We start from the raw sequence: 23,305 nt of genomic DNA on the forward strand, positions 1-23,305 counted from the left end.
CCATGAACATCAATCGTATCCTGAAGCACTTGTTGGTGACTGACGGACAGGTGAGTCGGACCTTTGGCCGCAGCACCCTGGACAACATCGAAGCGGCCATCAAGGCCAGCGAGGCCGAGCACGTCGGAGAAATCCGGTTTGCGGTAGAGGGAGGGCTGGATGGTGCACCGTTATTCAAAGGGCAATCGGCCCGAGAACGTGCGATAGAGCTGTTCTCGCAACTTCGTGTCTGGGACACCGAGCAGAAGACGGGCGTGCTGATTTACCTGCTGCTCGCGGACCGGGCAGTGGAAATCGTTGCGGACCGGGGCATCCATGCCAAGGTGGATTCGCAGGAGTGGAGCAAGGTCTGCCGCCAGATGGAGGCCGACTTCAGTCAGTCGAACTTCGAGGATGGCGTGGTGGGTGGCATCCAGGCCGTGACGCGGCATCTGAAGCAGCACTTTCCTTCTGACAGCAACGACAGAAATGAACTGCCGGACAAGCCGATGGTGGTGCTGTAAAGCATCGACAGGGCTTTAACAAGACTCACGACTCAATGGAGAAAATTCATGGCATGGCTGACCGAAAACTGGTTCTGGATCCTGACTTTCATTGCCTTCATCGCAATGCACATGTTCGGTCATGGTGGGCATGGAAGTCACGGCGGGGGTGACCGGGAACGAAGTGCGAATACCAAAGAAACCGGCGCAGCGCAGAACCGCTCCGGGGACGCCAGATCAGGCGGACACCACCACTGAAACCCTCAAGGAGCAACTGACATGCTGAATATCAAGGTCGTGAGCTGGTCGCTCGGAATCTTCACTGCCATCAGCTTCGTGCTGTGCGTGATCTATGGGCTAATCGTTCCGCCAAACCTGCACATGGCTCCGTTTCTGGAGATGGTTCTTCCGGCGTTCAAGTGGCTCACTGTCTGGGGCTTCTGCCTGGGCTTGATCGAGAGTTTTCTCTACGGGGCCTACGTCGGACTCGTGTTCGTGCCCATCTACAACTTTCTTGCTCGCCGATGGGAGGCGCCGGCGGGGGGACTGAGCAGGCAGGCGTGATGCAAGCAGCCACTGCGGGCAGAACGAAGGCGGCACAGCCCGCCGGACTGCGGAGTGTGCAGCTGGGGTGGCTGGCGGGCTCTGTCTTCATCGTCTCCGCCGGCTATGGGGCTATCTTGCCTGTGCTGCCAGGGTGGCTGGCCTCGATGATGCCCGGCGCCAGCGCTGGCGATGTCGGTCGCCACGTTGGCTTTCTCAGCGGCGTATACGCAGCTGGCGTGCTGCTGGGTGCGCCTCTGTGGGGGATCGTTTCGGATCGTGTCGGGCGCGGCCGAATCTTGATGATCGGGCTCATCGGGTATGTCGCAAGTTCGCTGCTGCCGTTGGTTCCCTCTATGGTGGGTGAGTCGGGCATCGAAGGCCTGTACGCCCTGCGCGGCACGACAGGCTTCTTTGTCGCCGCAGTAGTGCCTGTGGTCGCCGCGCTGGTGGCCGAGCACACGCCCCAAGACAAGCGGGCACGGCGTTTTGCGTGGCTGGGCGCCATGTCGTTGCTCGGATTTCTGTTCGGCCCCGCATTGAGCGCGGTGGCCAATGAGGTCGGGCCGTGGGTTACTGAGGCTGCGACCTCTCCAGCGCTGTCAGCACGGGTTGTACTGGTTTTGTCGGCCTTGCTCGGTGGGGTGACGATGGTGGGACTGGCTGCAAGCTTGCCCGCTGCACTTGTAGCTGAAACACCAGCTAAAGCCGAAGGGGGGAGTCCTTTGCTAGGCCACCCGGTTGCTTTGCTGTGGCTGAGCGCAACGGTGATGTTCGTGCTGGCGGGCTTCGAGCTGGGCATCGTGCTGCAAGGCCAGCAGCAGTCCGGACAGTCTTCGCGACAGGCAGCGATCATGCTTGCCGAGTGCAGCCTCGTCATGTTGGGGGTCAACGCGCTTCTCTTCATCACCTCGCTGCTCGAGAAGGTGTCGGCACGCATCCTGATCGGCGCGGGCCTTCTATTTGGCGTCGTTGGGTTGGCCGTGCTGGCCGTGGGTCGTGCCGATGCCTGGATGTACGTGGGCGTGAGCCTGACCTCTGCGGGCACCGGCTTGGTATTGCCGGTGATCGCCTACTTGGCCGCAAGTGCTTCACCGAAAAAGTTGGGCGTCGTGATGGGCGGCCTGACCGCCGCAGCCGGCTTCGGCCAGACGCTCGGCTCGGCCGCAGGCGGCTGGCTCTTCGGCGTGCTCGCACATCGCAGCTACGGCGTGCTGGCGCTGCCGCTGCTCGTGATGCTGGGTCTGCTGCTGGCCCGACGGTCATGGTGGTCGGTTAATGCCGCCGCGTCAACAAACCAGCCCCGGCGCCTGGTAGAGCGTTGAAACCGAGGACTCGTCATGAACAACACGGGACCTTCGCGCCGTCAGTGCGCCATGAGCACAGGCACCGTCATGGAAGCGAGGATGGTGCGACTGGCACCGCCCAGTATCCATTCCCGCGCCCGGCTGTGCCCGTAGCAACCCATCACCAGAAGGTCTGCGCCTAAGTCGGAGATGCGGGACAGGAGGATTTCGCCCAGCGCCTCGGGCTCGCTTGCATCGCGGTGCCAGGTCGCCTGAACGCCATGCAACGCTAGGTAGCGGTCAAGCTCCAGCCGCTCGCCGGCCACCGTTGTGTCCTCCGGGTTGCCCCAGCAGAGAACATGCACTTGGCTGGCACGCTGCAGCATGGGCAGCGCCGCGGTAACCGCTCTGGCCGCTTCGCGCGTGGGCTTCCATGCGATGGCGGCGATGGTTCCGGGCGTGTCTGAACAGCCGATGTGCGGAATGACCAGGGCCGGCCGGCCGCTGGTCAGGAGCACATACTCGGGGAAATCGGCGGGCACTGACGCCGCCAGGTCATGACGTTCGCCAGGCTGCCCCAGTACGAGCAGGTCGGCATACAGTGCCTGATGCACGAAGCTGCGGAACATCGAAAGATCCAGAGTGTCGCTCCAGGTCGCCGCGATTCCGCAGGCGCGCACCACCTCGTCGAACATGTTGCGCGCCGCCGCACGCTGCTCTTGATCGACCTCCACCAGCATCGCCATAGCGGCCGCTGCGTCGGGCGGCGCGGAGGCCGCCAGGAACAGTGGCATGGTCGCGTAAAGGGCGGACAGACGCGCGCCTTGCTGTTGCGCGAGGCCGAGGGCGACTTGCAAACGCTGCCGGGCAGCCGGAGTGGGGTCCAGGTGCACGAGCACCTGCTTGATGGAAGAAGTCATGGGGTCTCCAGTCGATTTCGAGCCCACGGGGTGGGCGTTATTGAATCCAGCCAGTCAACAATGGTGTCGAGCGCAAGGCCGTAGTTGCCGGCCTGGCAGTGGTTTTGCGCGCTCTCCGCGCGAGTGAAAAGGCGTGCCGTGACCGATCGTGCATTGGTGAGCAACGCGATCTGGCGATGCCACTGAGCGAGTGGAACGTAATGGTCCTCACTCCCAGCGAGCAACAGCACGTGCTGCGTAACGGAGCTGGAAATGTCTGTAGTGCGGAACTGCCTGATCCGGCGCATGAATTCGTACGGTGAAGTGGTGCCTGTCACGTGCATCCCTTGCTGGATGCCCCATTCAACAACAGCGCTTCGCTTCGCCACGCGCTTGACCATCAGATTAACGATGCCGCCGGCGCCGATTTTGAGCAGCATACCTAGCAGCTTGCGCAGCGCGGGACGTGTCTGGCGCAGCACAACTTCGGAAAAATCGGTCAGGACGTCGAAGGCAACGATCCGTTCTACCCTCGGTTCGCAGGCGGCCCGCAGCGCGAGACAACCTCCTAGCGAGAGTCCGATCAGCGTGACCCTCTCCACCTTGAAGCGGTCAAGCACCGCGGTGACGGCTGTCTGCCACTGTGCAGTCATGGGCAGGCCCGACTCGGCCAGTGCACCACCCTGGCCGGGGCCCTCGAACGCGATGACGTCGTAGCCCGAGTCGCGCAGGAAGAGAAATGCCTTCATCAGTTCTTCGATGGAACTGTCGAAACCGCCGAAGAACACGATGGTGGATTTTGCCTGCACAGGCTTGAAGCGGTAGGCGGGCAGGAACCCACGATGCTGCTGATCGGAGTAGGGGACGGCGTGGCGATCGTCCGGCCCCAGGCCATAGACCGATGTGATCGTCTGAAGGAAACTGTTGCGGGCGCCAGGCCGGTCGGGGTCGTCTGGCGCCATGAAAAATTCGGCCGATCGCCAATAGAATGCTGCGCGCAGCAGATGGCCGCGTCGGCACGCGTCACTCGCCAGTGCGAGAAACTCCCTTTTCCAGTCGGCATAGCTCGCTATGCGTTTTGCCGCCAACCGCATTTCCACAAGCATCTCTGGTTCGCCGACCCATCCAAACCACCGGTTCATCTGGAAATTGAGGCTCACGTCCGGGTGCAGGCTGTGATAGCCGACGGGAAAAGCGATCGGCCCATGCCGACCGGGCGTGCTTTCAGTCATGAGCCTGCCCCGGCGCTCAGGCTTCGCGCCCCCGTGAGCATCTCGCGGACTACGGCGCTGATGGCTGTGGCCAGCGCGATGCGGTTGGAAGGGTGCACGATGGTGTCGCAACTCACGATGTCGGCGGCACCGGCAGCACGAAGATCCTCGAAAGCCGACTCGGCGAAGATCGCGTGAACCGCAACGCAGGCCGGCGCGGCCAGACCGGCCCGGCGCAGGTGGCCGACGGTTTCGATCATGGTTCTTGCCGTGGAGACGATGTCGTCGACCAGCACCGGCGTGTGCGAGAGCCAGCGCTCGACTTCAGGCACCGAGACCACCACGTCGCGGTCTCCGCGTCGTTCCTTGGTCAGGACCACGAAGGGCGCATCGGCCCCACGCGCCACTTCACGGACCCACTGCACACTCTCTTCATCGGGCCCAACCAGCAGCGGCTGCCTCACATTCGCCTGGACCCAGGCGGCGACGTCAGGGGCGGCATGGACCACGCGGGTCGGGATCGAATAAACCTGCGCCAGGTCTGTGATGCGGTGCAGGTGCGGATCGACCGTCACCAGCCAGTCGAGGTGGCGAGCGATCCATCCACTCACATGGACGGCGCTGACAGTCTCGCCCGGGTGGAACTGGCGGTCCTGACGCATGTAGGGCAGGTAAGGCGCGACCAGGCCGACCGAGACGGCGCCGCTCTCGCGCAGCGCATGCGCCAGCAGGAACAGCGGCAACAGCTTGGCATCGGGCCGGTCGAGCGTGCACACAATCAATGCGTGCCGGCCCTGAACCGCGCCGTCGACCCGGACATGCGATTCGCCATCGGGGAAGTGGCGCACTATCACCGCAACCCGATCCAGCTCCAGCGCTGCCGCCAGCTGGTCGGCCAGGACTTTGTTGCCAGGCATCGAAATCACGACGGCGGTCATCGCGCCACCTCGTCGCCGAGCGTGATGATGGGATGTGTGCCGAGGTATTCCTTCGCATAGGTGAGTTCGCCAGGGGCCTGGGCATGGAGCGTGAACAACGGCTGTCCACGCTCCACGGGGTCGCCCAGCCCGACGTGCAGTTCGAGTCCCGCCGTCGCCGCGTCGGGGGCACCGGCCAGCTTCGCGACACGCGCCAGCCGGCGGCTGTCGATCCCCGCGACGTAGCCGCTGCGCTCGGCCACGATCGGGCTGCGTAGCGCCGCGACGCCGGGCGTCCGCAGGCCGCCTTGGGCTTCACAGATCGCCTGGAACTTGTCCCAGGCGGCGCCGCTGTCAAGCAGTCGCCAGGCCTCGGAATGGCCCGTGCCGGGCAGACTGTGGCCACAGAATTCCAGCAGTTCGCCCGCCAGGGCCAGGGACCGCATGCGCAGATCGACGGGCGCCGAGGCAGCGCCGCGCAGCACCGCCAGCACGTCATGGGCTTCGAGGGCCGGACCGATGCCGCGGCCGACTGGCTGGGTGCCGTGGGTTCGGACCACGCGCAGCAGGATGCCGTGGGCGGACGCGACCTGTTCCAGCAGAGTCTGTAGCCGGGCGGCATCCTCGTCGCTGCGTACCTTGGCGGTCGGACCCACGGGGATGTCGATCAGCGCGTGTGTGGCACCCGCTGCGATCTTCTTGGACAAAACCGACGCCACGAGTTGCGCGTCGCTGTCGATGTCGAGCGGCCGCTCGACCCGAATCAGGATGTCGTCGGCGGGGCTCAGGCTCAGCGACCCGCCCCAAACGAAGCAGCCGCCTTCGCGTTCGACCACCTTGCGCATTTGTGGGAGGTCCAGGTCGACTCGGGTCAGCGTCTCCATCACGTCTGCCGTTCCAGCCGGCGAAGTGATCGCGCGGGACGAGGTCTTGGGCATGGTCAATCCGGCTGCCACGGCGATCGCCACCACGATCGGCGTGGTGCGGTTGCCCGGCAGCCCGCCGACACAGTGCTTGTCCGCGATCGGCGAGCGGCCCCAGTCGATTCGGTCGCCGACATCGACCATCGCCCGGGTCAGGTCGATGGTTTCCTGCAGGTCCATGCGGCCGCCGGCGCAGGCGCTCAGGAACGCCGCTATGTGGATGTCGGAGTAGCGGCCGGCCGCCACGTCTCCGATGATCGCTTTCAAGGCTGGCGCGTCCAGCCGGTGGCCGTAGACCTTGGCGCGCATCGAGCTCAGCGAGTCCACGGTCGGCGCATGCGACACATCGACTTCATCCCCCGGGGCTGCGCCGAGGGCCGGCCAGCCGCTGGCCGACAGGCTGGCCTCATCCAGCGCCAAGATGTCGGAGTCGATGACGTTGAGTGTCGCGATGATGCGCCGCTTGCCAAGCGTAACCTGAACCCGGGTCTGGGCCTGAAATCCTTCGGCGCGGCAGACATGGCAGTCGCGCCGCATGTAGATCACGAATTCCCGATGGGTGTCGATCCCGAGCGGCCGCAGCCGCAGTACCGCGGAATTCATTGGCCGATCTCCACCGTCTGGCCCAGCTGAGGCACTGTCGCCGGCCAACCCAACTCTCGCTCGATCCGCTCACGCAGTGCATCGGCGGCCGCGGGCTCGCCGTGATTGAGATAGACGGCCTTAGGCGGCTTCGGTGCAGTCCTGAGCCAAGCCGTGATCTGCTGCGCATCCGCGTGTGCCGACATCCCCGGCAGAGAAACGATTTCGGCATTGACCGGGATGTCCTCGCCATGGATGCGGATGCTGCTCTCTCCGGCCATCATGCGGCCGCCGCGAGTGCCGCCGGCCTGGTAGCCGGCGAACACGACGCTGTTGCGCGGGTCCGGTGCCAGCGCGTTCAGGTGATGCAGCACCCGTCCACCGGTGGCCATACCGCTGGCAGATACGATGACCGCAGGGCGGTGCTGCGCTACCAATGCCTTCGACTCCTCCACGCTGCGGACCATGGTTGCCACCTGGCACATGCCAATGCACTCTTCCTGCGACAAGCGATGCTCCGCCCGATGCCGGTGGTAGATGTCGGTCATTTCGATGGCCATCGGACTGTTCAGGTAGATCGGCAGGTCCGGGATCACGCGCCGCTGCTTCAGGCGGTAGATGGCATACAGCAGCGACTGGGCCCGTCCGACAGCGAAGGCCGGAATCACCACGATGCCGCCGCGTGCTGCCGTGCGGGTGATGACCTGGCCGAGAAGCTGTTCGGCATCGGTCGCGTCGTGCAGGCGATTGCCGTAGGTTGATTCGGCCACGATGTAGTCTGCCCGTTCGATCGGCTCCGGCTCCCGCATGATGAGGTCGTCGGGCCGGCCAAGGTCACCAGAGAACAGCACTGTGTTATTGGCTGCGGTCAGCTCGATGGAACTGGCACCCAGGATGTGACCGGCGCGCCGGAACCGCAGCTGCATGCCATCAGGCAGCGCGCCGACCTGGCCTGAAGGCAGCGGCTCGAGCCGGCGCAAGGCGCGGTCGGCGTCGGCTTCGGTGTACAGGGGCAGGGCCGGCTTGTGCTTCGAGAACTTGCGCCGGTTGGCGTAGTCGGCGTCTTCCTCCTGGATGCGCCCGCTATCCGGCAGCAGCACGCCGCAGACGTCGATGGTGGACGGCGTCGCAAAGACCGGCCCTCGATAGCCGCGCTTGACCAGCAACGGAAGAGCCCCGGCGTGATCCAGGTGGGCATGAGTCAGCACCACCGCATCGAGCTGCTTCGGATCGAAGGGGAATTCATCCCAGTTCATCAGTCGCAGGTTCTTGTAGCCCTGGAACAGGCCGCAATCGATGAGGACTTGCTTGCCCTCGTGTGAAACCAATGTTTTGGAGCCTGTAACGGTGCCGGCGGCGCCGAGGAATGCGAGTTTCATAGTGATCTCCTGTGATGGTGGTAGGGGATGGGCGTAGTCGTCAGGCCTTGGCCTTGGCCGCGAAGGGGGTGCCCATTCCGAGCGCTGAGTCAGTCATGGCGATGGACTCGGAAGCGAGAGCGGGATGTCCGGCCAGCGCCCTGATGGCGTCGATGGTCTCGGGAATCACGATGGCCTGGTTGTCGACCATGTAGGCGTAGAACAGCTCGGTGCCCTGCACCCGCAGCATGTCCGCCCACAGCCCCACTTCGTAAAGGCTGTCGTGCGGCCTGCCGCTGTCCGCCATCAGTTCCTTGACCACGTTCGGCGCGACCAGGCCGGCGTCGCCCCGCAGCAAAGCGATCCGACTGGAACTGGCGAAGGCTGCGCGAACTTCCTCTTCCGTAGCCGCCCGGGTCAGGTCGACCGTCCAATAGTGGACGTGCGCGATCGTCATCGGCACCGCCACGGCCATGGTCACTACGTCGAGTTCGGCATCGACGCTGCGCGCGTCGGGGTCTTGGTGGCTTGGGATCGACGGTTCCGGATGGACCGTGTTCATGAGGCCGCCGAGGTGGCTCTCCCAGGGGTCGGTGGCACGCCGCAGCAGCGTGCCGCGCGCGCGCTTGAGCAAGCCGGCCCGCTTGAGCGCGCCGAGCGTGCGCACGATCGAGGTGGTGTTGCAGGACACCACGCGAGTGGAATCGCGACCAACGGCCGAGGCATAGTTCGCCTCGGCAACGAAGGAATGGCCCGTGATGTCGTGCTTTTCCCCGCCGTGCAGGATGAAGCGCTTGCCAGCGGTGCGATAGCGTTCGGCGTTGCGGGCGCCGACCCGCTTCGGGGTGCAATCAACCACGATGTCGCATACGTCTAGCAGGTCGTCCAGTGAGCCGCGCAGTTCCAGCCCGGCATCGCGCATGGCACTGGTAGCAGATGGATCGGCGGCGTACAGGGGAAACTGGCGGGCCGCAGCGGCCTGGATCCGCCAGTCGGCCACCACATCGGCCACGCCCGCGAGCTCCATGTCGCCCTGGCACGCCACTGCTTGCGCAACACGTTTGCCTATCACGCCGTAACCGACGATTCCCACCCGTGTCTTGCTGCTGATCATTGCTTTCCCCTGAAGATTGACCTTACTCATTGATGAACGCTCCCGATCGCAGCACGCGCGACCCTCGGGCGGCGTCTCGCTGCCGCCAGGTCAGGTGTTCGTAGACGCCGCTCCAGTAGGTGCCGAAAGCAAAGCCGAACAGGAATTCCTCTACCGGCAATCCCCAGGGCCGCCAGGCCAGTAAGTCGTCCAGATTCCAGACGGCTGCGATGTACCCGGGCCAGATCCACTTCAGGCCAAGCAGGAAAACGGTGTAGAGCAGCAAGAAGACTGCACCGCCGAACAGCGAGTTGCGCCAGAGGTCGGGCCGGCAAAAAAGAGTTGCCAGCGAGCCCGCGAGCATCGCCAGAATGCCGGGGTAGATCGGATTCCAGGGCAACAGCACTAGGATTCCAAACACAAGCACCGGGCTGGCCAGGGCCGGCAGATGCCAGCGATGCCGCGGCGAATGGCGGGCGTCGTGATCCATCACCCGCCATGGCACGGGCGCAACAGCCCGATAGGCCGCCACGCCCAGGCCGCCAAGGGCAAAGCAGAAGATCAGGCTTTCAATGTCGAAACCGGTTCGCTGGGCCAGGTCAAACAGTGTGGGCGGGTTCCAGTAGCGCGGCACGAACAGCGGTTCGGTCAGGCCGAAAGGCGCCGTCAGCGCGCTGGCCCACAGCATCGGTCGCCGCAAGTCCGGCCGGGCGACGAAGAGCAATGCCCACGGCAGCAGGAACGCCGAGGCCCAGATGAGCCACGTGAAGTGGAAAGAAGAATAGGTGACAGTCACTCGAGCTCGCTGGATGTGAACATCTCAGCGCTCCCCGCCATGCGACGCGCCGGCACTGACCGAAAATTCGATCTCCGCCGGCCGGCCCGGCAGCTTGACCCAGACCCGGAACCGGTACGGGCCGCTCCTGGACACCATGCTGAACCGCTGTCCGTAGCTCATCTTTCCGTCGATGGGCATGGGCGGCAGGTACTTCGACGCCTCATCGACGATTCCGGATTCGCCCAATTGAGCGCGCACGATGGCGTCCCCGATCCGCCGCCCGCTCGCAGCGTCGAACACCGCGACCAACAGGTGGTGGACCTGACCGCCGTCGTTGCGGGGGCCGCCGTGCAGATCGGCCAGTGCGTGTTTGTCCTCGACGACCGCTCCAGGCACCAGACCCCAGTACAGCGTCACTCCATCGCGCTCCATTCGGGCCTGTGCAAACGCCTGCCATGGCGCCAGGCACAGCAGAACCAGTAGCAGAAGTGCCGAGCGTTTTTGATGCCACATGACGATGTTCCTCAAAGGTGGGCTCTTCGACGCATGTCGCTACGCCTCGATGAGCACCTTCAGCGCCTTGGTGTCCGCAGCCCGGTCGAAGGTGTCGTAGGCCTGCAGGATTTCGGAGAGCTTGAAGCGATGGGTGACGAGTTGCTTCGCATCGATGCGCTTGGACTGCACTGTCTTGAGCAGCATCGGCATCGATACGGTGTCGACAAGCCGGGTCGTGATCGTGATGTTGTGCGACCAGAGGCGCTCCAGGTGCAGGTCGGCCTTGACACCGTGCACGCCTACGTTGGCGATGGTCCCGCCCGCGGTCACGATGTCCTCGCACAGCGTGAAGGTGGCGGGAATGCCCACCGCTTCAATCGCCGTATCCACGCCACGTCCACCGGTCAGAGCCATGACCTGCTGCGCAGCCGTTCCATCGGTGCTGTTCACGGTGGCCGTCGCGCCAAATTGCTTGCCGACGGCCAGCCGATTCTCGTCCAGGTCGATCATGATGATCTCCGAGGGCGAATAGAGTTGCGCAGTGAGCAGCGCGGCCAACCCGATCGGACCCGAGCCGACGATGGCGACCGTGGAGCCCGGCTGGACCTTTCCGTTGAGCACGCCGCACTCGAAGCCGGTTGGCAGGATGTCGCTCAGCATGACTAACGCCTCCTCGTCCGCACCATCAGGAATCGGGTAAAGGCTGGTGTCGGCATGCGGGATCCGCACGAACTCGGCCTGGGTGCCGTCAATGCTGTTACCAAGGATCCAGCCGCCGGTGGTGCAGTGCGAGTACATGCCCTTGCGGCAATACTCACAACGGCCGCAAGCGCTGATGCAGGAGATCAACACCCTGTCGCCCGGCTTGAACGTGACGACGCCCGGACCAACGGAGTCAATGACACCAACGCCTTCATGGCCCAGCGTGGTCCCGGGCTTGCAGGTCGGCACGTCACCTTTGAGGATGTGCAGGTCGGTCCCGCAGATCGTCGTCTTGGTGATTCGGACGACGGCATCGGTGGGACTCTGGACGACAGGCTTGGCGCGGTCATCCAGTTTCTTCTGGCCAGGGCCGTGGTAGACGAGAGCTTGCATGGGGAAGTCCTTTGGTTGGCTAGAGATTCAGTGCGAGGAATACAGCGTCGGCATCGGTGGGAGCGGCTACGGGCTCGAAGCCCAGAGAACGCGCGAGCTTGCGCATCGCCTCGTTTTCTCTCAACACGTACCCAACCATTCGTTGGGTCCCGCGGCCTGAAAGGAAAGCGATCATCTTGCGCATCAGGATGCGACCCAAGCCGCGTGTCTTGAGGTCTGATCGCACGATCACGGCGAACTCGGCGTCCACGTTGTCGGGGTCGATAACGGCACGCACCACACCTATCGTCTGGCTGGTTCCATCGGGCAAGTTGCGCACGGCAATGAATGCCATCTCGCGTGCATAGTCGATTTGCGCAAGGCGGGCCAATTCGCTTCGGGGCAGTTCCCTGCGCACGCTGAAGAAGCGAAGCCGCAGGTCCTCTGGCTGCAACGCCTCGATGAAAGACCTGTGCTGCGGCTCGTCTTCGGGGCGGATCGGTCGGATAAGAATCGTCTCGTCGTTCCATTGCACGGTTTCCGCGAGCTCTTCAGGATAGGGCGTGATCGCGAAGTGCGCGGCGCCTGCATCCTGCTTGCGGCTCACGCGCAGGCGGGCGTCCAGCGCAATGACGCCTTCGTGGTCGGCCAGCAAGGGGTTGATGTCGAGCTCGGCCAGCTCCGGCAGATCTGCGAGCATCTGCGAAACTGCCACCAGAACGTCGTAGATCGCATCGAGCTTGGCCGGGGGATGGTCGCGGTAGCCCGCCAGCAGCTTTGCGACACGGGTGCGTGAAACCGCCTCCCGCGCCAGGACGCGATTGAGCGGCGGCAGGGCGATTGCCCGGTCGCCGAGGACCTCCACCGCTGTCCCGCCCTGACCAAATAGAAGCACGGGGCCAAACACCGGATCGATACTGGCGCCGATGATGAGTTCCTGGGCCATCGGACGAGCCACCATGCTTTGCACGGTGAAGCCGGCGATCGGCGCCTCAGGACGCAATTTGCGTACGCGCTCCAACATCTCCGCTGCGGCCTGGCGCAGCGCGCCTTCGTCACGCAGATTCAAGCTGACGCCCCCGACGTCCGACTTGTGGCTGATGTCGGGGGAAGGGATCTTTAAGACGACTGGATAGGTGAGCGAGCGCCCGGCAGCGGCAGCCGCGTCGGGTGTCGGCCCGGTCGCGAGCGTTTGCACAACCGGAATACCGTAGGCCGTCAGCACTGCCTTTGCCTCCAGCTCATTCAGCATTTCGCGGCCGTCATCGAGGGCAGCCTCTACGCTCGCCCGAGCGGCGATCAGGTCTGGCGGACCGTTCTCGCTCGCCGTCGGAGCCTCCAGCAGCAACGCCTGGTTGCGGCGAAAGGTTGCCAGCAGAGCGAACGCCCGCACGGCCTCTTCTGGAGTGGCGTAGTCAGCGACGCCCGCCTGATCGAAGACTTGCCGGGCGGTCGCGACGGCGGCGTCGCCCAACCAGCACGCCATGACACGGCTCGTGGCTTCCCCGGCGATCGGCGCACAAGCGCGCGCGATATCCTCGCTGCGGACGATTGCGGAAGGCGCATGCATGAAGAGCACCGCGCCGCTGCTGCGATCCTGGAGTACAGCTTCCAGCGTCTGTGTATACCGGGCGACAGGGGCGTCCCCGATGATGTCGATGGGGTTGGCATGCGACCAGGTCGGCGGCAGCACGGCGTCGAGCTGCGTGAGCAGCGGATGACTCAGCTCCTGCAGCTTGATGCCAGCGAGGGCGGCCGCATCAGCAGCCATCACCCCGGCACCACCTCCATTTGTCATCAGCGTGAGAACCTCATCGCGATTGGTGCCAAAACGCGCCAAAGTCTCGACAGCCATGAACAGGTCCTGCAGCGTTTCAACGCGCAGCATGCCGGCGCGGCGGATCGCCGCGTCGAACACGATGTCGGAGCCCGCAAGTGCCCACGTGTGTGAAGCGGCTGCCGTCAAGCCACTTCCTGCCCGTCCAGCCTTCACCACGATCACTGGCTTGTTCCGGGCCGCCGCTCTGGCGGCTGACATGAACTTGCGAGACGCCTCGATCGATTCGATGTACAAAAGAATTGAACGTGTCCGGCTATCGCTTGCCAGGTAGTCGAGCAGGTCCCCAAAATCCACGTCAGCTCGCTCACCGAGTGACACCATGTGCGAAAACCCGATGCGTCGGGACTTGGCCCAGTCGAGCACCGCAGTCACCAGCGCGCCGGATTGGGAAACGAAGGCGACGTTCCCCGCCAGGGCGTCGGTATGCGCAAAGCTTGCGTTCACGCCATGGTGCGGTGATAGCAGTCCCAGACAGTTCGGACCCAGCACGCGAAGTACGTGGGGCCTCGCTGCTTTCAGCATCGCCTCCTTCTGCTCCGCGCTGAGGCCCGCGGTCATGACGATGACGGCGCGGGTGCCCAGGCGTCCCAGTTCCTCAATCAGGCCGGTAACCGTCTCGGGTGGCGTGCAGATCACCGCGAGGTCGGGCACTTCCGGCAGATCCGCCGGCTGCGCGAAGATCGCGACGTCACCCAGGACCTTGTGCTTCGGATTCACTCCATAGATCACCCCCGCGAATTGGCCCACGTGAAGATTTGCCCACACCGTGGCGCCCACGCTACCGGCTCGGATCGATGCACCAATGACGGCAATCGACCTGGGCTCGAGGAGTCGATCAAGGTGCCGAATGCTCATGAGGTCGCCGCGCTTGCTTCAGTTCGCCGCGTCTTCGACGTGAGATGCGCACACAAGACAAGGCTCAAAACAGCGGCAAAGAGGCACCACACTGAGATGAACCATCGTGCGTAAAAGTAGTAGGCCGCCGCAAACGACGCCGCCGCGAGCACGCCAAAGATCTTCACCCACCGATGCGTGGACACCATCGGGCTGATAGCTGTCGACAGCAGATAGACGCTCATCACCGCAGCTGCGAAGAAATGAGGAGAGACGTACTCGATGTGCTGGCCTATAGCGCGAGAGACGACGGGGAACACCATCAAGGTGTACATGAGGTACGCGGCCACGGCCGCGCCTGCTACGGAGAGTCCCCACAACGTGGCGCGGCGCCATCCGGGGGGTTCGATCAGCAGCACGGCCACGGGGACGTACACCGGCCACAGGACGTGGGAGAAAAACGAGTACGCGTGCGTCATCGCGGCGTTCAGCAGCGGCGCCTCATAGCGGAACGTCATCCAGACCACGCCTTCGACTAGCTGCTGGATGGAAAAGAGAAGCGGAATCGCGGCAAGCGGCAGCTCACGCGCGCCGCGCGCCGACCTGACCGTCAGGATGCCGGCTCCCAGCAGCAGGGTGCCCGCCGCAAAGCTTGCGGTGCCGAGAAGCACATTCAGTTCATTTCGCCGCAGCCGACGTAGCCGCTGCATCTTCGCGCATGTAGCACACCAGCCCCGCAAGCCACAGCAGGACAGGCACCAGGAGCAGCCAGCGGAAGTCCGAATGCAGCAGGAAGTTGGTCGCGCTCATCAGCGCGACCCCGGACGCCCCTGCGATTGCGAGCGCCAGAAGCGTTCCCGGAGCCCTTCGGACGAGAAATCGCCAAGCCACAAGGATGGTCATGGTGCCGGCGGCAACCATGAATCCACCCATGACATTGAACACGTGGCCGAGCCAACCCTCGAGACCCGGCGCCGCAGCGCGCAAAGTTTCGATGGTTGTCCCCATGAAGCGCGGATCCTCGGGCAGCAGCGCAGGCCGAAGCAGGATGAAATAGACGCCTAGCAGAAACATCCATAACCCGCAGGCAGCGAACAACTTGCCGGAAAGCCGCATAGGCAGGGGAGGTGGCTTCATGGACTTACGCTAACGCCGTTAGGACCTTTGCCGACACGGACGGTGCTCACCACGGCGCGTGACTTGATGTCGATCACCGATACGGTGTCTGCGTACGTATTTGTGATGTACGCGAGCCCGCCTTCGCGGTCGACGGCCACACCGTGCGCCCCAGCCCCGGTGACGACTGTCTTGGCCAGCTTGAACGTCTGCAGATCGACCATGCTGACGGTATTTCCGGGCTTGCTCCGACTGCCTTGGTTCGCGACCAGGAGGGTTTTTGAATCGGGCGTGGCAAAGAGCTGGATCGGCACCGTGCCCACACTGATCTTGCGCATCACCTTTTGTGTGGCCGGGTCGATCACCGCGACCGCCTTTTCTTCCGACAGCGAGACGAATGCAAGTAGCCCGTCCGGCGTGAAACCAACCTGAGCGGGACCTTTGCCGACCGGTATCTGCGTGATCTCCTTGCGGCTCGCGACATCGATCACCGAGACCGTTCCGCCTTTGAGATTGGCGACGTATGCTTGTCTCCCGTCTGGAGCGAATCGCAGACCATGCGGGAATTTACCCACGGGAATCGTTGCCACGACGCTTCTTGCCACTGCATCGATCACAGTCACCGAATTGTCGCCGCCATTCGTTATGTACGCGAAGCGGCCGTCTGGCGCCAGCACGACGTGGGCGGGGTGCAAGCCGACGGGGATTTTCGCTATGACAGCGTCGGTTCCCGTATCGATCAACCAGACGGCGCCGGGCTTGGCCATCACGGCGTGGTCCGCCTTTTTCATGCCCGAGTGTCCAGGCGCAGCAGCTATATCCGGCTCGCCATTGTTGGTCACCCAAACGACCTTGCCGTCGGGAGAGAGCTGTACGTTGTGGGGCATGTTGCCGACACGGACAGAGGTGAGCACTTTGAAGGACGCTGCGTCGATTACGCTCACCGTATCGGCATTCTCGTTGGCGATGTACACCTTGTCGGCGGCGCTGACTGCGCCGCCCCAGGCCAGCAGGGCGATGGCGACGTAAGTCTTGAGTATTGGCATGGGGTCTAGTTCTTTCCGTAAAGCAAGGAGAAAAGCCGTTCGCTCGCGCCATCCCTGGCGCTTCGATAGTTGTCGAGCGACTGCGATATGAGCTTGCTTGTGTGAGCTTCCATCGCGACGAAAGGGTTGTCCTGCGAGGCCGGCATTCGCTGCTGTGCAAGGAGCGGGGCGAACAGCTTCAGCGGCCGCATCCAGGGATTGAGTTTTTCGGAGAACATCAAGGCGCTGGACCGCATCGGGTGCAGCCACTTCAATGCTTCCGCACTTAAAGGGCTGGAGAGGGCGGTGACCCAGGGACGGAGTGTGTTTTGGTACACCATTTCGTTCCACTCTGAGACTGCTTGGACCTTCTCGAACGACCTCTGCGGGTACTCGTAGTGGATCTGCTCGACCTCGCGTTCTTCAAAGCGAACCGTATATTGCGGCTTGCGACAGTCCGGGTCCCCAGTCGGATTGCTGATCTTCATTTCATAAAGGCCGGGTTTCATCGCACTGAGCTCATCCAGGCTTTCCAGGATCGCGCGGTGCTCCAGTTTGGCCACGCTGCCAGATACAAAGATGCCCAGATGCCCGACATGAGGATTCAGGAGATACACGATTCGCTGCCCCGCCTTTTTGAGGTCCGCAGTGGTGGGGTAGACGGCCGGGACCCAGTTCAGCGCCTGGTGCGGTGGCGAGATGTTGTCACCGCTGGAGGCAAAGATCACCAGCGGGTTGCGGATGCGCTTGAGGTCGACAAAGCAGTGCTCGTCAATCTTCAAGGTGCCACGTTCGAGCTTGTTGCCGATGAAGAGATCTTGGACGATCGACAGGATCTCTTCGCGGCTCAGGAAGTGGTACCCCGTCCACCACCGCTCGAAATCGAGGAAACGCTGGCGCTCAGTGTCGATGTTCGCGAAAACGTTGTAGTTCTTGTCCCAGAGGGTATTGGACGGGCTCAGGTTTTCGAAGTTCTGTACCAACCATGCGCCATCCAGCTTTCCGTTGCCCAGGTCCGCAAGCAGGTGCGTTATCCAGCTGCCCCCCATCAAGCCGCCTGACAGGCGCATAGGATTGATGTCGGACGCACCGGCCCAGTAAGAAAGCGGAGAGCCGCTCAAAACGGTAACACCGGCAAGGCCTTCACAGTCCGCTGCAATGAGTGTCGCCGCCCAGCCAGCCTGGCAATTGCCATAAAGTACCGGCGACATACCGTCGTGCCGGCTGCCCACCTCCTCGATAAATCGCCGCAACACATGCAGTACGTCGGCCAGAGTCTGATTCGGACATGGCAGCGGAAAAAACACGACGAAATAAGTTTCGTGGCCTTCATGCAGAGACATACCAACTTCGGAGTCGTGCTTGAAGCCGCCGATTCCCGGGCCGTGTCCGGCACGAGGATCGATGATGACCACCGGTGGCTTGCTGGCATCCACGCAATCCATGGCGTCATCCTCCTGGCAGCGGGTGATGCGCAGCAGCGCGTAGTTCGCCGGCCGCTCGAACAGCCTGGCATCCAGAATCGTCTCGTACTCGAAATGGAGCGGGGGCGGCATACCGGCTGCCTCATGCGCCAGCATGTTGTTGGCCCGCTCCCTGAAGGTGTCCAGGAGCATCAGGCCACGTTGCCAACGATCCAATTGGTAGCGCAGCGCCTGTTCCATGATGGATGCAGGTGCTTTGGCCGCCACATTAGGTTGTGCGACAGGCACCGGCAGGCTCTTTGCCGACTCGGCCGCCCGGGTTTGCTTAGCCGCCGTTTTGGCTTTGGTCTTCACTGTAGCTGCGGTCATGTCAGCGCCTCTGCTGAGACTCGCGCAGTTTCGGTGCGCGCTTTGGCGGAAGGCGCCAGTTTGATGCCCGCAAGCTTCGTCCGCTTGAGCATCAACGCGTTCAGGGCCACCAGCGCGGAGCTGCCGGACATCGACAACGCTGCGATTTCTGGCGACAGCGTGAACGGGTAGAAAACTCCCGCAGCTACCGGAAAGGCAATCACGTTGTAGCCCACTGCCCACCAGAGGTTCTGGTGCATCTTGCGGAGTGTGGCGCGCGACAGCTCTATGGCCCCAACGACGTCGTATGGGTCACTCTTCATAAGGACCACCTGGGCGCTTTCCATGGCTACATCGGTGCCGGCGCCGATTGCGAAGCCGACATCAGCCTGGGTCAGTGCTGGTGCATCGTTAATGCCATCGCCAACCATGCCCACCTTGTTCCCCTTGTCTTGCAGCTCTTTGATCTTGGCTGCCTTCTGGCCGGGAAGAACTTCCGCCAACACGATGTCGATGCCCAGCTCTTTTCCGATGCGGTCGGCGGTTGCCTGGTTGTCGCCGGTCATCATCGCCACCTTGACGCCGCGCTCCTGCAGCTTGACGATCGTCGCCTTGGATGTTGGCCGCACTGCATCGGCGATGGCGATCAATCCGATGAGCCTTCCCGCCCGGGCCACGTGCACGGCGGTGCGTCCGCCCCCTTCGAGCCGCGCTGCCTCCGCCGCCAGCGCGTCCAGGGCCACCCCTTCGGCCTGCATCAGTTTGCGGTTGCCCAGCAGGACCGCATCGGGGCCGATGCTGGCCCGGGCGCCCTGACCATCGACATTGGTGAAGCCCGTAGCCACCTCTGTCGGCATGGCGCCGGCCCGCTTGAGAATGGCATGCGCCAGCGGATGCTCGGAGAACTTCTCCAGGGCGGCCGCGGTGGCGAGCAAATCAGCTTCGCTCACCCCCGGTGCCGTGACCATCTCCACCACATCTGGCTGGCCCACGGTGAGCGTGCCGGTCTTGTCGAAGACGACGACCGTCAGCTTGGTGGCGTTTTCCAGTGCCGACGCGTTCTTGAAGAGGATCCCGTTCATCGCTCCAAGGCCAGTGCCTACCATGATCGCCATCGGAGTGGCGAGTCCCAGTGCGTCGGGACAGGCGATCACGAACACAGTGATGGTCAGGGTGAGGGCAAACAGCAGGGGTTGACCGAGTACCCAGAACCACACTGCGAAGGTCAACAGGCCGATGACGATGGCTGCCAGCACTAGCCACTGCGATGCGCGGTCCGCGAGCAGTTGGCCTGGTGCCTTGGAGTTTTGCGCCTCCTGGACCAGCTTGACGATCTGAGCGAGAGCGGTGTCCGCGCCTACTTTGGTCGCCTTGTAGCGGAAGCTGCCGCTCTTGTTGATGGTGGCGCCGATGACCGAGTCGCCGGCCACCTTCTTCACCGGCATCGACTCTCCAGTCAGCATCGATTCATCGACCTGGGAGCTTCCTTCGGTGATCTGCCCGTCTACCGGTATCCTGCCACCAGGCTTGACGATAACCGTTTCGCCGGCCAGCACTTCCGATGTGGGCACCTCGACCTCGGCGCCGGCCCGAAGCACGGTGGCCATCGGCGGCGCGAGATTCATCAAGGCGCGGATCGCGTCGGAGGCACCGGCGCGCGCGCGCATCTCAAGCCAATGGCCCAGCAGGATGAACACGAGCAGCACGGCCGAGGCTTCGTAGAACACCTCGCCCTCGTACACGAACGTCGCTCCCACGCTGAACAGGTAGCCCGTGCCCACCGAGAGGACGACCAGCGTCGCCATGTTGGCGACCCCATTGCGGGCGGACCGCCATGCGGCGACGAGGAATGGCCAGCCCGGGTAAGCGATCGCACCCGTCGCGGCAACAAACAGGAAGAGCTTGCGGTCCATTCCAAATGGCGCTGAAAAGTCCCCAAGCATTTCACCCATCGGTGAGTACAGGAAAACCGGGATGGCGAATAGCAACGCGACCAGAAAGCGATTGCGCATGTCTCGGGCCATGTCCTGCATGGACATGCCCGGTGCATGGCCCATGTCGTGCATCATTTCAGCCTTGTCGTTCGCCGTGGACTTGCCCGGTTCCGCATGAGGCTGGTGGCCAGCGTGACTCGCATGGCCAGCGTGCTGGGACCGGTCCGGCGCGCCCGCGCTGCGATTGGCGGCATTGCAGACATGGGCCGGAACCATTTCACCGCGGCAGTGATAGCCGCAGTCCTTCACGCTTTGCTGGATTGCCGCCAGCGTGACTTTTGATTCGTCGTAGTGCAGCGTGGCGCTGCCGGCGACATAGTTCACGTCCGCATGGTGGACGCCGGGGAGTGCCTCCAGTTGCCGCCCCACACCCGCCGCACTCAGGCTGGAGACCATCTCCGCGACTTCGACAGTGCTGGTCTTCATGCGGCAGCCCCCTTTTTTCCAAAGGAAGGAATGAACCGCGGGGTACGCGCCGCATAGGCGTCAAAGGCCGCTCCGAAGTGCTTTCGCATCTCCGCTTCTTCCGTGACCGCAAGCCGCCCGTACATAGCCAGCAGAATCGGAAACATCGCCAGGGTGAGCAGCGTCGGCCATTGCAGCAGGAATCCCAGCAGGATCAAGACAAAAGCCACGTACTGCGGATGGCGGATGTGGGCATAGGCGCCCGTGGTCGCCAGCGTGTTGTGGCGTTGCGCGTGATACAGCACGTTCCAGGCGGTGGACAACAAATAGAAGCCGTAGCCCAGGAATACGTAGCTGGCGATATGAAGCGGGCCGAAATGTGCGTCGCCCTTTTCGCCAAGGAGGGTCGACCACAGGTGACCGGAGTTGTGCGACAGCAAGTCGAGGCCCGGGTACCTTGTCTGCAGCCATCCAGCCAAGACATAGAGCGTGAGTGGGAAGCCGTACATCTCGACGAAGAGAGCAACTATGAAGGCAGCGAAAGCGCTGAAAGTTCGCCAGTCACGCGCTGTCTGCGGTTTGAAGAAGCTGAACGCGAACATCAGAAATATCGCGGAGTTCAGTATGACCAGCGACCAGAGGCCGTAGGCGGAAGTGTCGTGGGTCATGGCTGCTCTCCCGATCGCGGGGCCGAATCTGCGGATGAAGCTTTATGACCGCGGTGCTCTGCATGGCCGCCGCCGTGGGAGCCGTGCCCGTTGTGCATGAACACGTGCATCAGCGGGCATGCGAGGAGCAGAAGCAGGGGCAGAGCGCCGATGAAGTGCGCGCGATGCTCGCTGAGCAGGAAGTATGCTGCGATGGCGCCCATCACAAGCAGTCCGATGGCGTAGCGCGAGCGCCAAAAGCCGGGCGCTTCTTGTTGAGGTAGGGAATGGGGATCGGTCATCTGGTTCTCCGAAAAATTTACTGTCAGCGCTCAAGGCGGTTTTGCAGCCAGCTGAAGAACGTCCCGGCAAGTAGGGCCCAAGTGCTCAATGCAAGGAGCGCTGCAAGGAATCCCGGGAAAAAGAAGGGCTGTGCACGAACCATGGGGGTGAAGTCCATGCCATGAAACAAGTTGTTCATCAGACTCAGGAACGTGGCGGGCGCGAGTGTCCACGCCACGGTGCACAGGACATAGAAGCCTCCAACGGTGATGGCGAGCGCGAGGCCGGTGCGCAGCGGTGTCATGACCTACCCCCTGCTTCGCTGGCGGGGGCCGACAAGCCGTCTATCGCCATCTGCATGGACAATGGGATAATTTGAAGTTTCATATGGAACTCCTGTGTGGATGCCGTGAAAGCTAGGCACGAGACCAGGCGGATCGGAGCCGCCACGCGCAAACCGAAGATCGCACGCCGCAACGAGAGTGCGGCTGACCTAACAGGAGGCTAGAGCGCCCACCGCGAGAAGATGATTCGTTCGGGAGGGTCGCTCAGCGAGGGCTGAACGTCGAGGCGGTCCCGCTGGCACACGATCAGGGGCGCCGATGCGGTCCTGATGACCGCGGTCAAGGGCGGGGACCCAGGATCTACCGAGTTCATCCCAGTGCTGGTTTGCAAGGCCTGCGATCCCTCGTCGCAGGCTTTCAGACACGGCGCCTTGGAGCTTGGTTCAGTGTCGTGGGTAGGCGCCGCAGCATGGCTCGTGACGTGAGAGCTCTCAGAGGAAGACAGTTGCCCGCCATGATCAGGCGCTTCCAACAGGCAAGCATTCGCGAAGCCCGACACCAGCACGAACAGCCATACGGCCAGCATCAACGATGCGGCATTGCGGCTAGTAGTGAATCGTGAGAGGAGCTTCATGACAAGGTTCAGGTCGATTCATGTTACAAGGTCAAGCGCCGATGCGAGTTGATCTATGTCAAAGCGACCTCTATGCAGTAAACCAGAGTGCTCCCGAGTCGGTGGGGTGGTCGGTGCGTTGGCGAACATAGCGGCGTAAGGCAATGCGCCGAGTTCAGAAGCAATGCAGTTCTTCAGCTGAGCAGCAGCGCGACGGGCGTACCATGCCGCAATGCCCCAATTCCTTTCTTCTCGTTTAGCCAGAAGTCGATCCTCATGATCACGGCAGCACCATTTACGTCCGTGGAGCATGTTGTCAGCGCGCAAGAGTCACTCAACAACGGATGCTTCTGCCTCACTTTGGACAAGGACGCGTTGGCGCGAGCATTGGACTTTGAGCTCGCGTGAGTGCAGCTTTCCGAGCTCGTGCGGGAGAGCTGTCCTTATGTGTTCGCAGCGAGGCCAGTGTTTGTTGAAGCCGCCCAGGCCCGTCGCATTGCCGAGGTGATCCGCGCGGTCGAGTCGGTTGTGGCCCTGCCGGCGTATCGTGATGCGTGGAGGGTGGCATCGATTTGGAATGCTGTCGGTGCTTTAGGGAACATAGCGGCGCAAGTCACAACGCCGCGATCAGGGGGAGGGTCAACAGTTTGAGTTGGGCAGTCGAGGGTGTGCAGAATTTTGTGTAAACGGACAATCCACCGCAGGCGAGAGCCTGCTTGTCCGCAAACACAATGACAACCAAGAAGCACGAAGTACCGCAAAAACTGCTGGCCAGCCTGCTGGCCGACTACAAGAAGCCTGAAGACCTGATTGGCGAGAACGGCCTGCTCAAGCAGCTGACCAAGCTGCTCG

General features: G+C 63.0%; 21 protein-coding genes and 1 pseudogene. 4 read left to right on the plus strand and 18 right to left on the minus strand.

Annotated elements, in window-relative coordinates:
- The first annotated feature begins 2 nt into the window (after positions 1–2).
- The 4 genes from NFX52_RS02880 to NFX52_RS02895 are packed head-to-tail and all read left to right on the plus strand — an operon-like array spanning position 3 to position 2,350.
- Positions 3–503, plus strand: a complete 501-nt coding sequence (locus NFX52_RS02880) for a TPM domain-containing protein (RefSeq protein WP_055395699.1) — start codon at positions 3–5, stop codon at positions 501–503.
- 48 nt (positions 504–551) lie between these two features.
- Positions 552–740 (plus strand): DUF2933 domain-containing protein, encoded by a 189-nt coding sequence (locus tag NFX52_RS02885; RefSeq protein ID WP_082437327.1) that lies wholly within the window; start codon positions 552–554, stop codon positions 738–740.
- 21 nt (positions 741–761) lie between these two features.
- On the plus strand, positions 762–1,046 hold the full coding sequence (locus NFX52_RS02890; protein ID WP_055395701.1) for a DUF5676 family membrane protein: 285 nt from the start codon (positions 762–764) through the stop codon (positions 1,044–1,046).
- Positions 1,046–2,350, plus strand: a complete 1,305-nt coding sequence (locus NFX52_RS02895; RefSeq protein ID WP_082437328.1) for an MFS transporter — start codon at positions 1,046–1,048, stop codon at positions 2,348–2,350. Before NFX52_RS02890 ends, NFX52_RS02895 begins: the two co-directional genes overlap by 1 nt.
- A 41-nt stretch (positions 2,351–2,391) precedes the next feature.
- Here NFX52_RS02895 and NFX52_RS02900 read toward each other — a convergent pair whose 3' ends face one another.
- From NFX52_RS02900 to NFX52_RS02985, 18 genes and pseudogenes are all read right to left on the minus strand, one after another.
- The gene (locus tag NFX52_RS02900; protein WP_055395707.1) at positions 2,392–3,231 is read right to left on the minus strand and encodes a universal stress protein; all 840 of its coding nucleotides are present in this window, start codon (positions 3,229–3,231) and stop codon (positions 2,392–2,394) included.
- Positions 3,228–4,442, minus strand: a complete 1,215-nt coding sequence (locus NFX52_RS02905; RefSeq protein WP_055395708.1) for an alpha/beta hydrolase family protein — start codon at positions 4,440–4,442, stop codon at positions 3,228–3,230. Before NFX52_RS02905 ends, NFX52_RS02900 begins: the two co-directional genes overlap by 4 nt.
- The gene (locus tag NFX52_RS02910; protein WP_055395710.1) at positions 4,439–5,359 is read right to left on the minus strand and encodes a ribose-phosphate pyrophosphokinase; all 921 of its coding nucleotides are present in this window, start codon (positions 5,357–5,359) and stop codon (positions 4,439–4,441) included. Before NFX52_RS02910 ends, NFX52_RS02905 begins: the two co-directional genes overlap by 4 nt.
- Positions 5,356–6,864, minus strand: coding sequence for a thymidine phosphorylase family protein (locus tag NFX52_RS02915; RefSeq protein WP_055395712.1), 1,509 nt, complete (start codon positions 6,862–6,864; stop codon positions 5,356–5,358). Before NFX52_RS02915 ends, NFX52_RS02910 begins: the two co-directional genes overlap by 4 nt.
- On the minus strand, positions 6,861–8,222 hold the full coding sequence (locus tag NFX52_RS02920) for an MBL fold metallo-hydrolase RNA specificity domain-containing protein (RefSeq protein ID WP_207401884.1): 1,362 nt from the start codon (positions 8,220–8,222) through the stop codon (positions 6,861–6,863). The genes NFX52_RS02915 and NFX52_RS02920 overlap by 4 nt, the downstream gene beginning before the upstream one ends.
- A 40-nt stretch (positions 8,223–8,262) precedes the next feature.
- Positions 8,263–9,315 carry a type II glyceraldehyde-3-phosphate dehydrogenase gene (locus tag NFX52_RS02925; RefSeq protein ID WP_252635374.1) on the minus strand — a complete coding sequence of 351 codons (1,053 nt, stop codon included), beginning with the start codon at positions 9,313–9,315 and terminating at the stop codon, positions 8,263–8,265.
- A 22-nt stretch (positions 9,316–9,337) separates the two neighbouring features.
- A complete protein-coding gene (locus NFX52_RS31050) occupies positions 9,338–10,090 on the minus strand; it encodes a lycopene cyclase domain-containing protein (RefSeq protein ID WP_055395718.1) in 753 nt (250 codons plus the stop codon).
- A 24-nt stretch (positions 10,091–10,114) separates the two neighbouring features.
- Positions 10,115–10,585, minus strand: a complete 471-nt coding sequence (locus tag NFX52_RS02935) for a hypothetical protein (protein ID WP_055395720.1) — start codon at positions 10,583–10,585, stop codon at positions 10,115–10,117.
- A gap of 39 nt (positions 10,586–10,624) precedes the next feature.
- Positions 10,625–11,662, minus strand: coding sequence for a zinc-dependent alcohol dehydrogenase family protein (locus NFX52_RS02940; protein ID WP_055395722.1), 1,038 nt, complete (start codon positions 11,660–11,662; stop codon positions 10,625–10,627).
- Between the two features lie 19 nt (positions 11,663–11,681).
- Positions 11,682–14,336, minus strand: a complete 2,655-nt coding sequence (locus NFX52_RS02945; protein ID WP_252635376.1) for a bifunctional acetate--CoA ligase family protein/GNAT family N-acetyltransferase — start codon at positions 14,334–14,336, stop codon at positions 11,682–11,684.
- A pseudogene (locus tag NFX52_RS02950) lies at positions 14,333–14,988 on the minus strand (DUF6629 family protein). The gene NFX52_RS02945 and the pseudogene NFX52_RS02950 overlap by 4 nt, the downstream one beginning before the upstream one ends.
- A gap of 5 nt (positions 14,989–14,993) precedes the next feature.
- Complete coding sequence (locus NFX52_RS02955; protein WP_082437329.1) at positions 14,994–15,452, minus strand: hypothetical protein; 459 nt, start codon at positions 15,450–15,452, stop codon at positions 14,994–14,996.
- Positions 15,449–16,477 carry a YVTN family beta-propeller repeat protein gene (locus NFX52_RS02960; protein WP_055395728.1) on the minus strand — a complete coding sequence of 343 codons (1,029 nt, stop codon included), beginning with the start codon at positions 16,475–16,477 and terminating at the stop codon, positions 15,449–15,451. The genes NFX52_RS02955 and NFX52_RS02960 overlap by 4 nt, the downstream gene beginning before the upstream one ends.
- A gap of 5 nt (positions 16,478–16,482) precedes the next feature.
- Positions 16,483–18,249, minus strand: coding sequence for a DUF3141 domain-containing protein (locus NFX52_RS02965; protein WP_082437330.1), 1,767 nt, complete (start codon positions 18,247–18,249; stop codon positions 16,483–16,485).
- Positions 18,246–20,648 carry a heavy metal translocating P-type ATPase gene (locus tag NFX52_RS02970; protein ID WP_055395730.1) on the minus strand — a complete coding sequence of 801 codons (2,403 nt, stop codon included), beginning with the start codon at positions 20,646–20,648 and terminating at the stop codon, positions 18,246–18,248. Before NFX52_RS02970 ends, NFX52_RS02965 begins: the two co-directional genes overlap by 4 nt.
- Positions 20,645–21,295, minus strand: a complete 651-nt coding sequence (locus NFX52_RS02975) for a methyltransferase family protein (protein WP_055395731.1) — start codon at positions 21,293–21,295, stop codon at positions 20,645–20,647. The genes NFX52_RS02970 and NFX52_RS02975 overlap by 4 nt, the downstream gene beginning before the upstream one ends.
- Positions 21,292–21,576: a DUF2933 domain-containing protein gene (locus tag NFX52_RS02980; RefSeq protein WP_082437331.1), complete on the minus strand. Its 285-nt coding sequence runs from the start codon at positions 21,574–21,576 to the stop codon at positions 21,292–21,294. Before NFX52_RS02980 ends, NFX52_RS02975 begins: the two co-directional genes overlap by 4 nt.
- A 23-nt stretch (positions 21,577–21,599) precedes the next feature.
- Complete coding sequence (locus NFX52_RS02985; protein WP_055395735.1) at positions 21,600–21,860, minus strand: DUF5676 family membrane protein; 261 nt, start codon at positions 21,858–21,860, stop codon at positions 21,600–21,602.
- Positions 21,861–23,305: the final 1,445 nt, after the last annotated feature.

Origin of the sequence: Acidovorax facilis (assembly GCF_023913775.1) — a bacterium.
Classification (GTDB): Bacteria; Pseudomonadota; Gammaproteobacteria; order Burkholderiales; family Burkholderiaceae_C; genus Acidovorax; species Acidovorax facilis.

Bases quoted from the DNA above. Each gene is read 5' to 3' on its own strand.
- NFX52_RS02945 (WP_252635376.1), bottom strand. From the start codon at position 14,336: ATGAGCATTCGGCACCTTGATCGACTCCTCGAGCCCAGGTCGATTGCC.
- NFX52_RS02920 (WP_207401884.1), bottom strand. From the start codon at position 8,222: ATGAAACTCGCATTCCTCGGCGCCGCCGGCACCGTTACAGGCTCCAAA.
- NFX52_RS02895 (WP_082437328.1), top strand. From the start codon at position 1,046: ATGCAAGCAGCCACTGCGGGCAGAACGAAGGCGGCACAGCCCGCCGGA.
- NFX52_RS02965 (WP_082437330.1), bottom strand. From the start codon at position 18,249: ATGACCGCAGCTACAGTGAAGACCAAAGCCAAAACGGCGGCTAAGCAA.
- NFX52_RS02935 (WP_055395720.1), bottom strand. From the start codon at position 10,585: ATGTGGCATCAAAAACGCTCGGCACTTCTGCTACTGGTTCTGCTGTGC.
- NFX52_RS02980 (WP_082437331.1), bottom strand. From the start codon at position 21,576: ATGACCGATCCCCATTCCCTACCTCAACAAGAAGCGCCCGGCTTTTGG.
- NFX52_RS02885 (WP_082437327.1), top strand. From the start codon at position 552: ATGGCATGGCTGACCGAAAACTGGTTCTGGATCCTGACTTTCATTGCC.
- NFX52_RS02940 (WP_055395722.1), bottom strand. From the start codon at position 11,662: ATGCAAGCTCTCGTCTACCACGGCCCTGGCCAGAAGAAACTGGATGAC.
- NFX52_RS02890 (WP_055395701.1), top strand. From the start codon at position 762: ATGCTGAATATCAAGGTCGTGAGCTGGTCGCTCGGAATCTTCACTGCC.
- NFX52_RS02880 (WP_055395699.1), top strand. From the start codon at position 3: ATGAACATCAATCGTATCCTGAAGCACTTGTTGGTGACTGACGGACAG.
- NFX52_RS02905 (WP_055395708.1), bottom strand. From the start codon at position 4,442: ATGACTGAAAGCACGCCCGGTCGGCATGGGCCGATCGCTTTTCCCGTC.
- NFX52_RS02960 (WP_055395728.1), bottom strand. From the start codon at position 16,477: ATGCCAATACTCAAGACTTACGTCGCCATCGCCCTGCTGGCCTGGGGC.
- NFX52_RS02970 (WP_055395730.1), bottom strand. From the start codon at position 20,648: ATGAAGACCAGCACTGTCGAAGTCGCGGAGATGGTCTCCAGCCTGAGT.
- NFX52_RS02915 (WP_055395712.1), bottom strand. From the start codon at position 6,864: ATGAATTCCGCGGTACTGCGGCTGCGGCCGCTCGGGATCGACACCCAT.
- NFX52_RS02975 (WP_055395731.1), bottom strand. From the start codon at position 21,295: ATGACCCACGACACTTCCGCCTACGGCCTCTGGTCGCTGGTCATACTG.
- NFX52_RS02925 (WP_252635374.1), bottom strand. From the start codon at position 9,315: ATGATCAGCAGCAAGACACGGGTGGGAATCGTCGGTTACGGCGTGATA.
- NFX52_RS02900 (WP_055395707.1), bottom strand. From the start codon at position 3,231: ATGACTTCTTCCATCAAGCAGGTGCTCGTGCACCTGGACCCCACTCCG.
- NFX52_RS02985 (WP_055395735.1), bottom strand. From the start codon at position 21,860: ATGACACCGCTGCGCACCGGCCTCGCGCTCGCCATCACCGTTGGAGGC.
- NFX52_RS02910 (WP_055395710.1), bottom strand. From the start codon at position 5,359: ATGACCGCCGTCGTGATTTCGATGCCTGGCAACAAAGTCCTGGCCGAC.
- NFX52_RS02955 (WP_082437329.1), bottom strand. From the start codon at position 15,452: ATGAAGCCACCTCCCCTGCCTATGCGGCTTTCCGGCAAGTTGTTCGCT.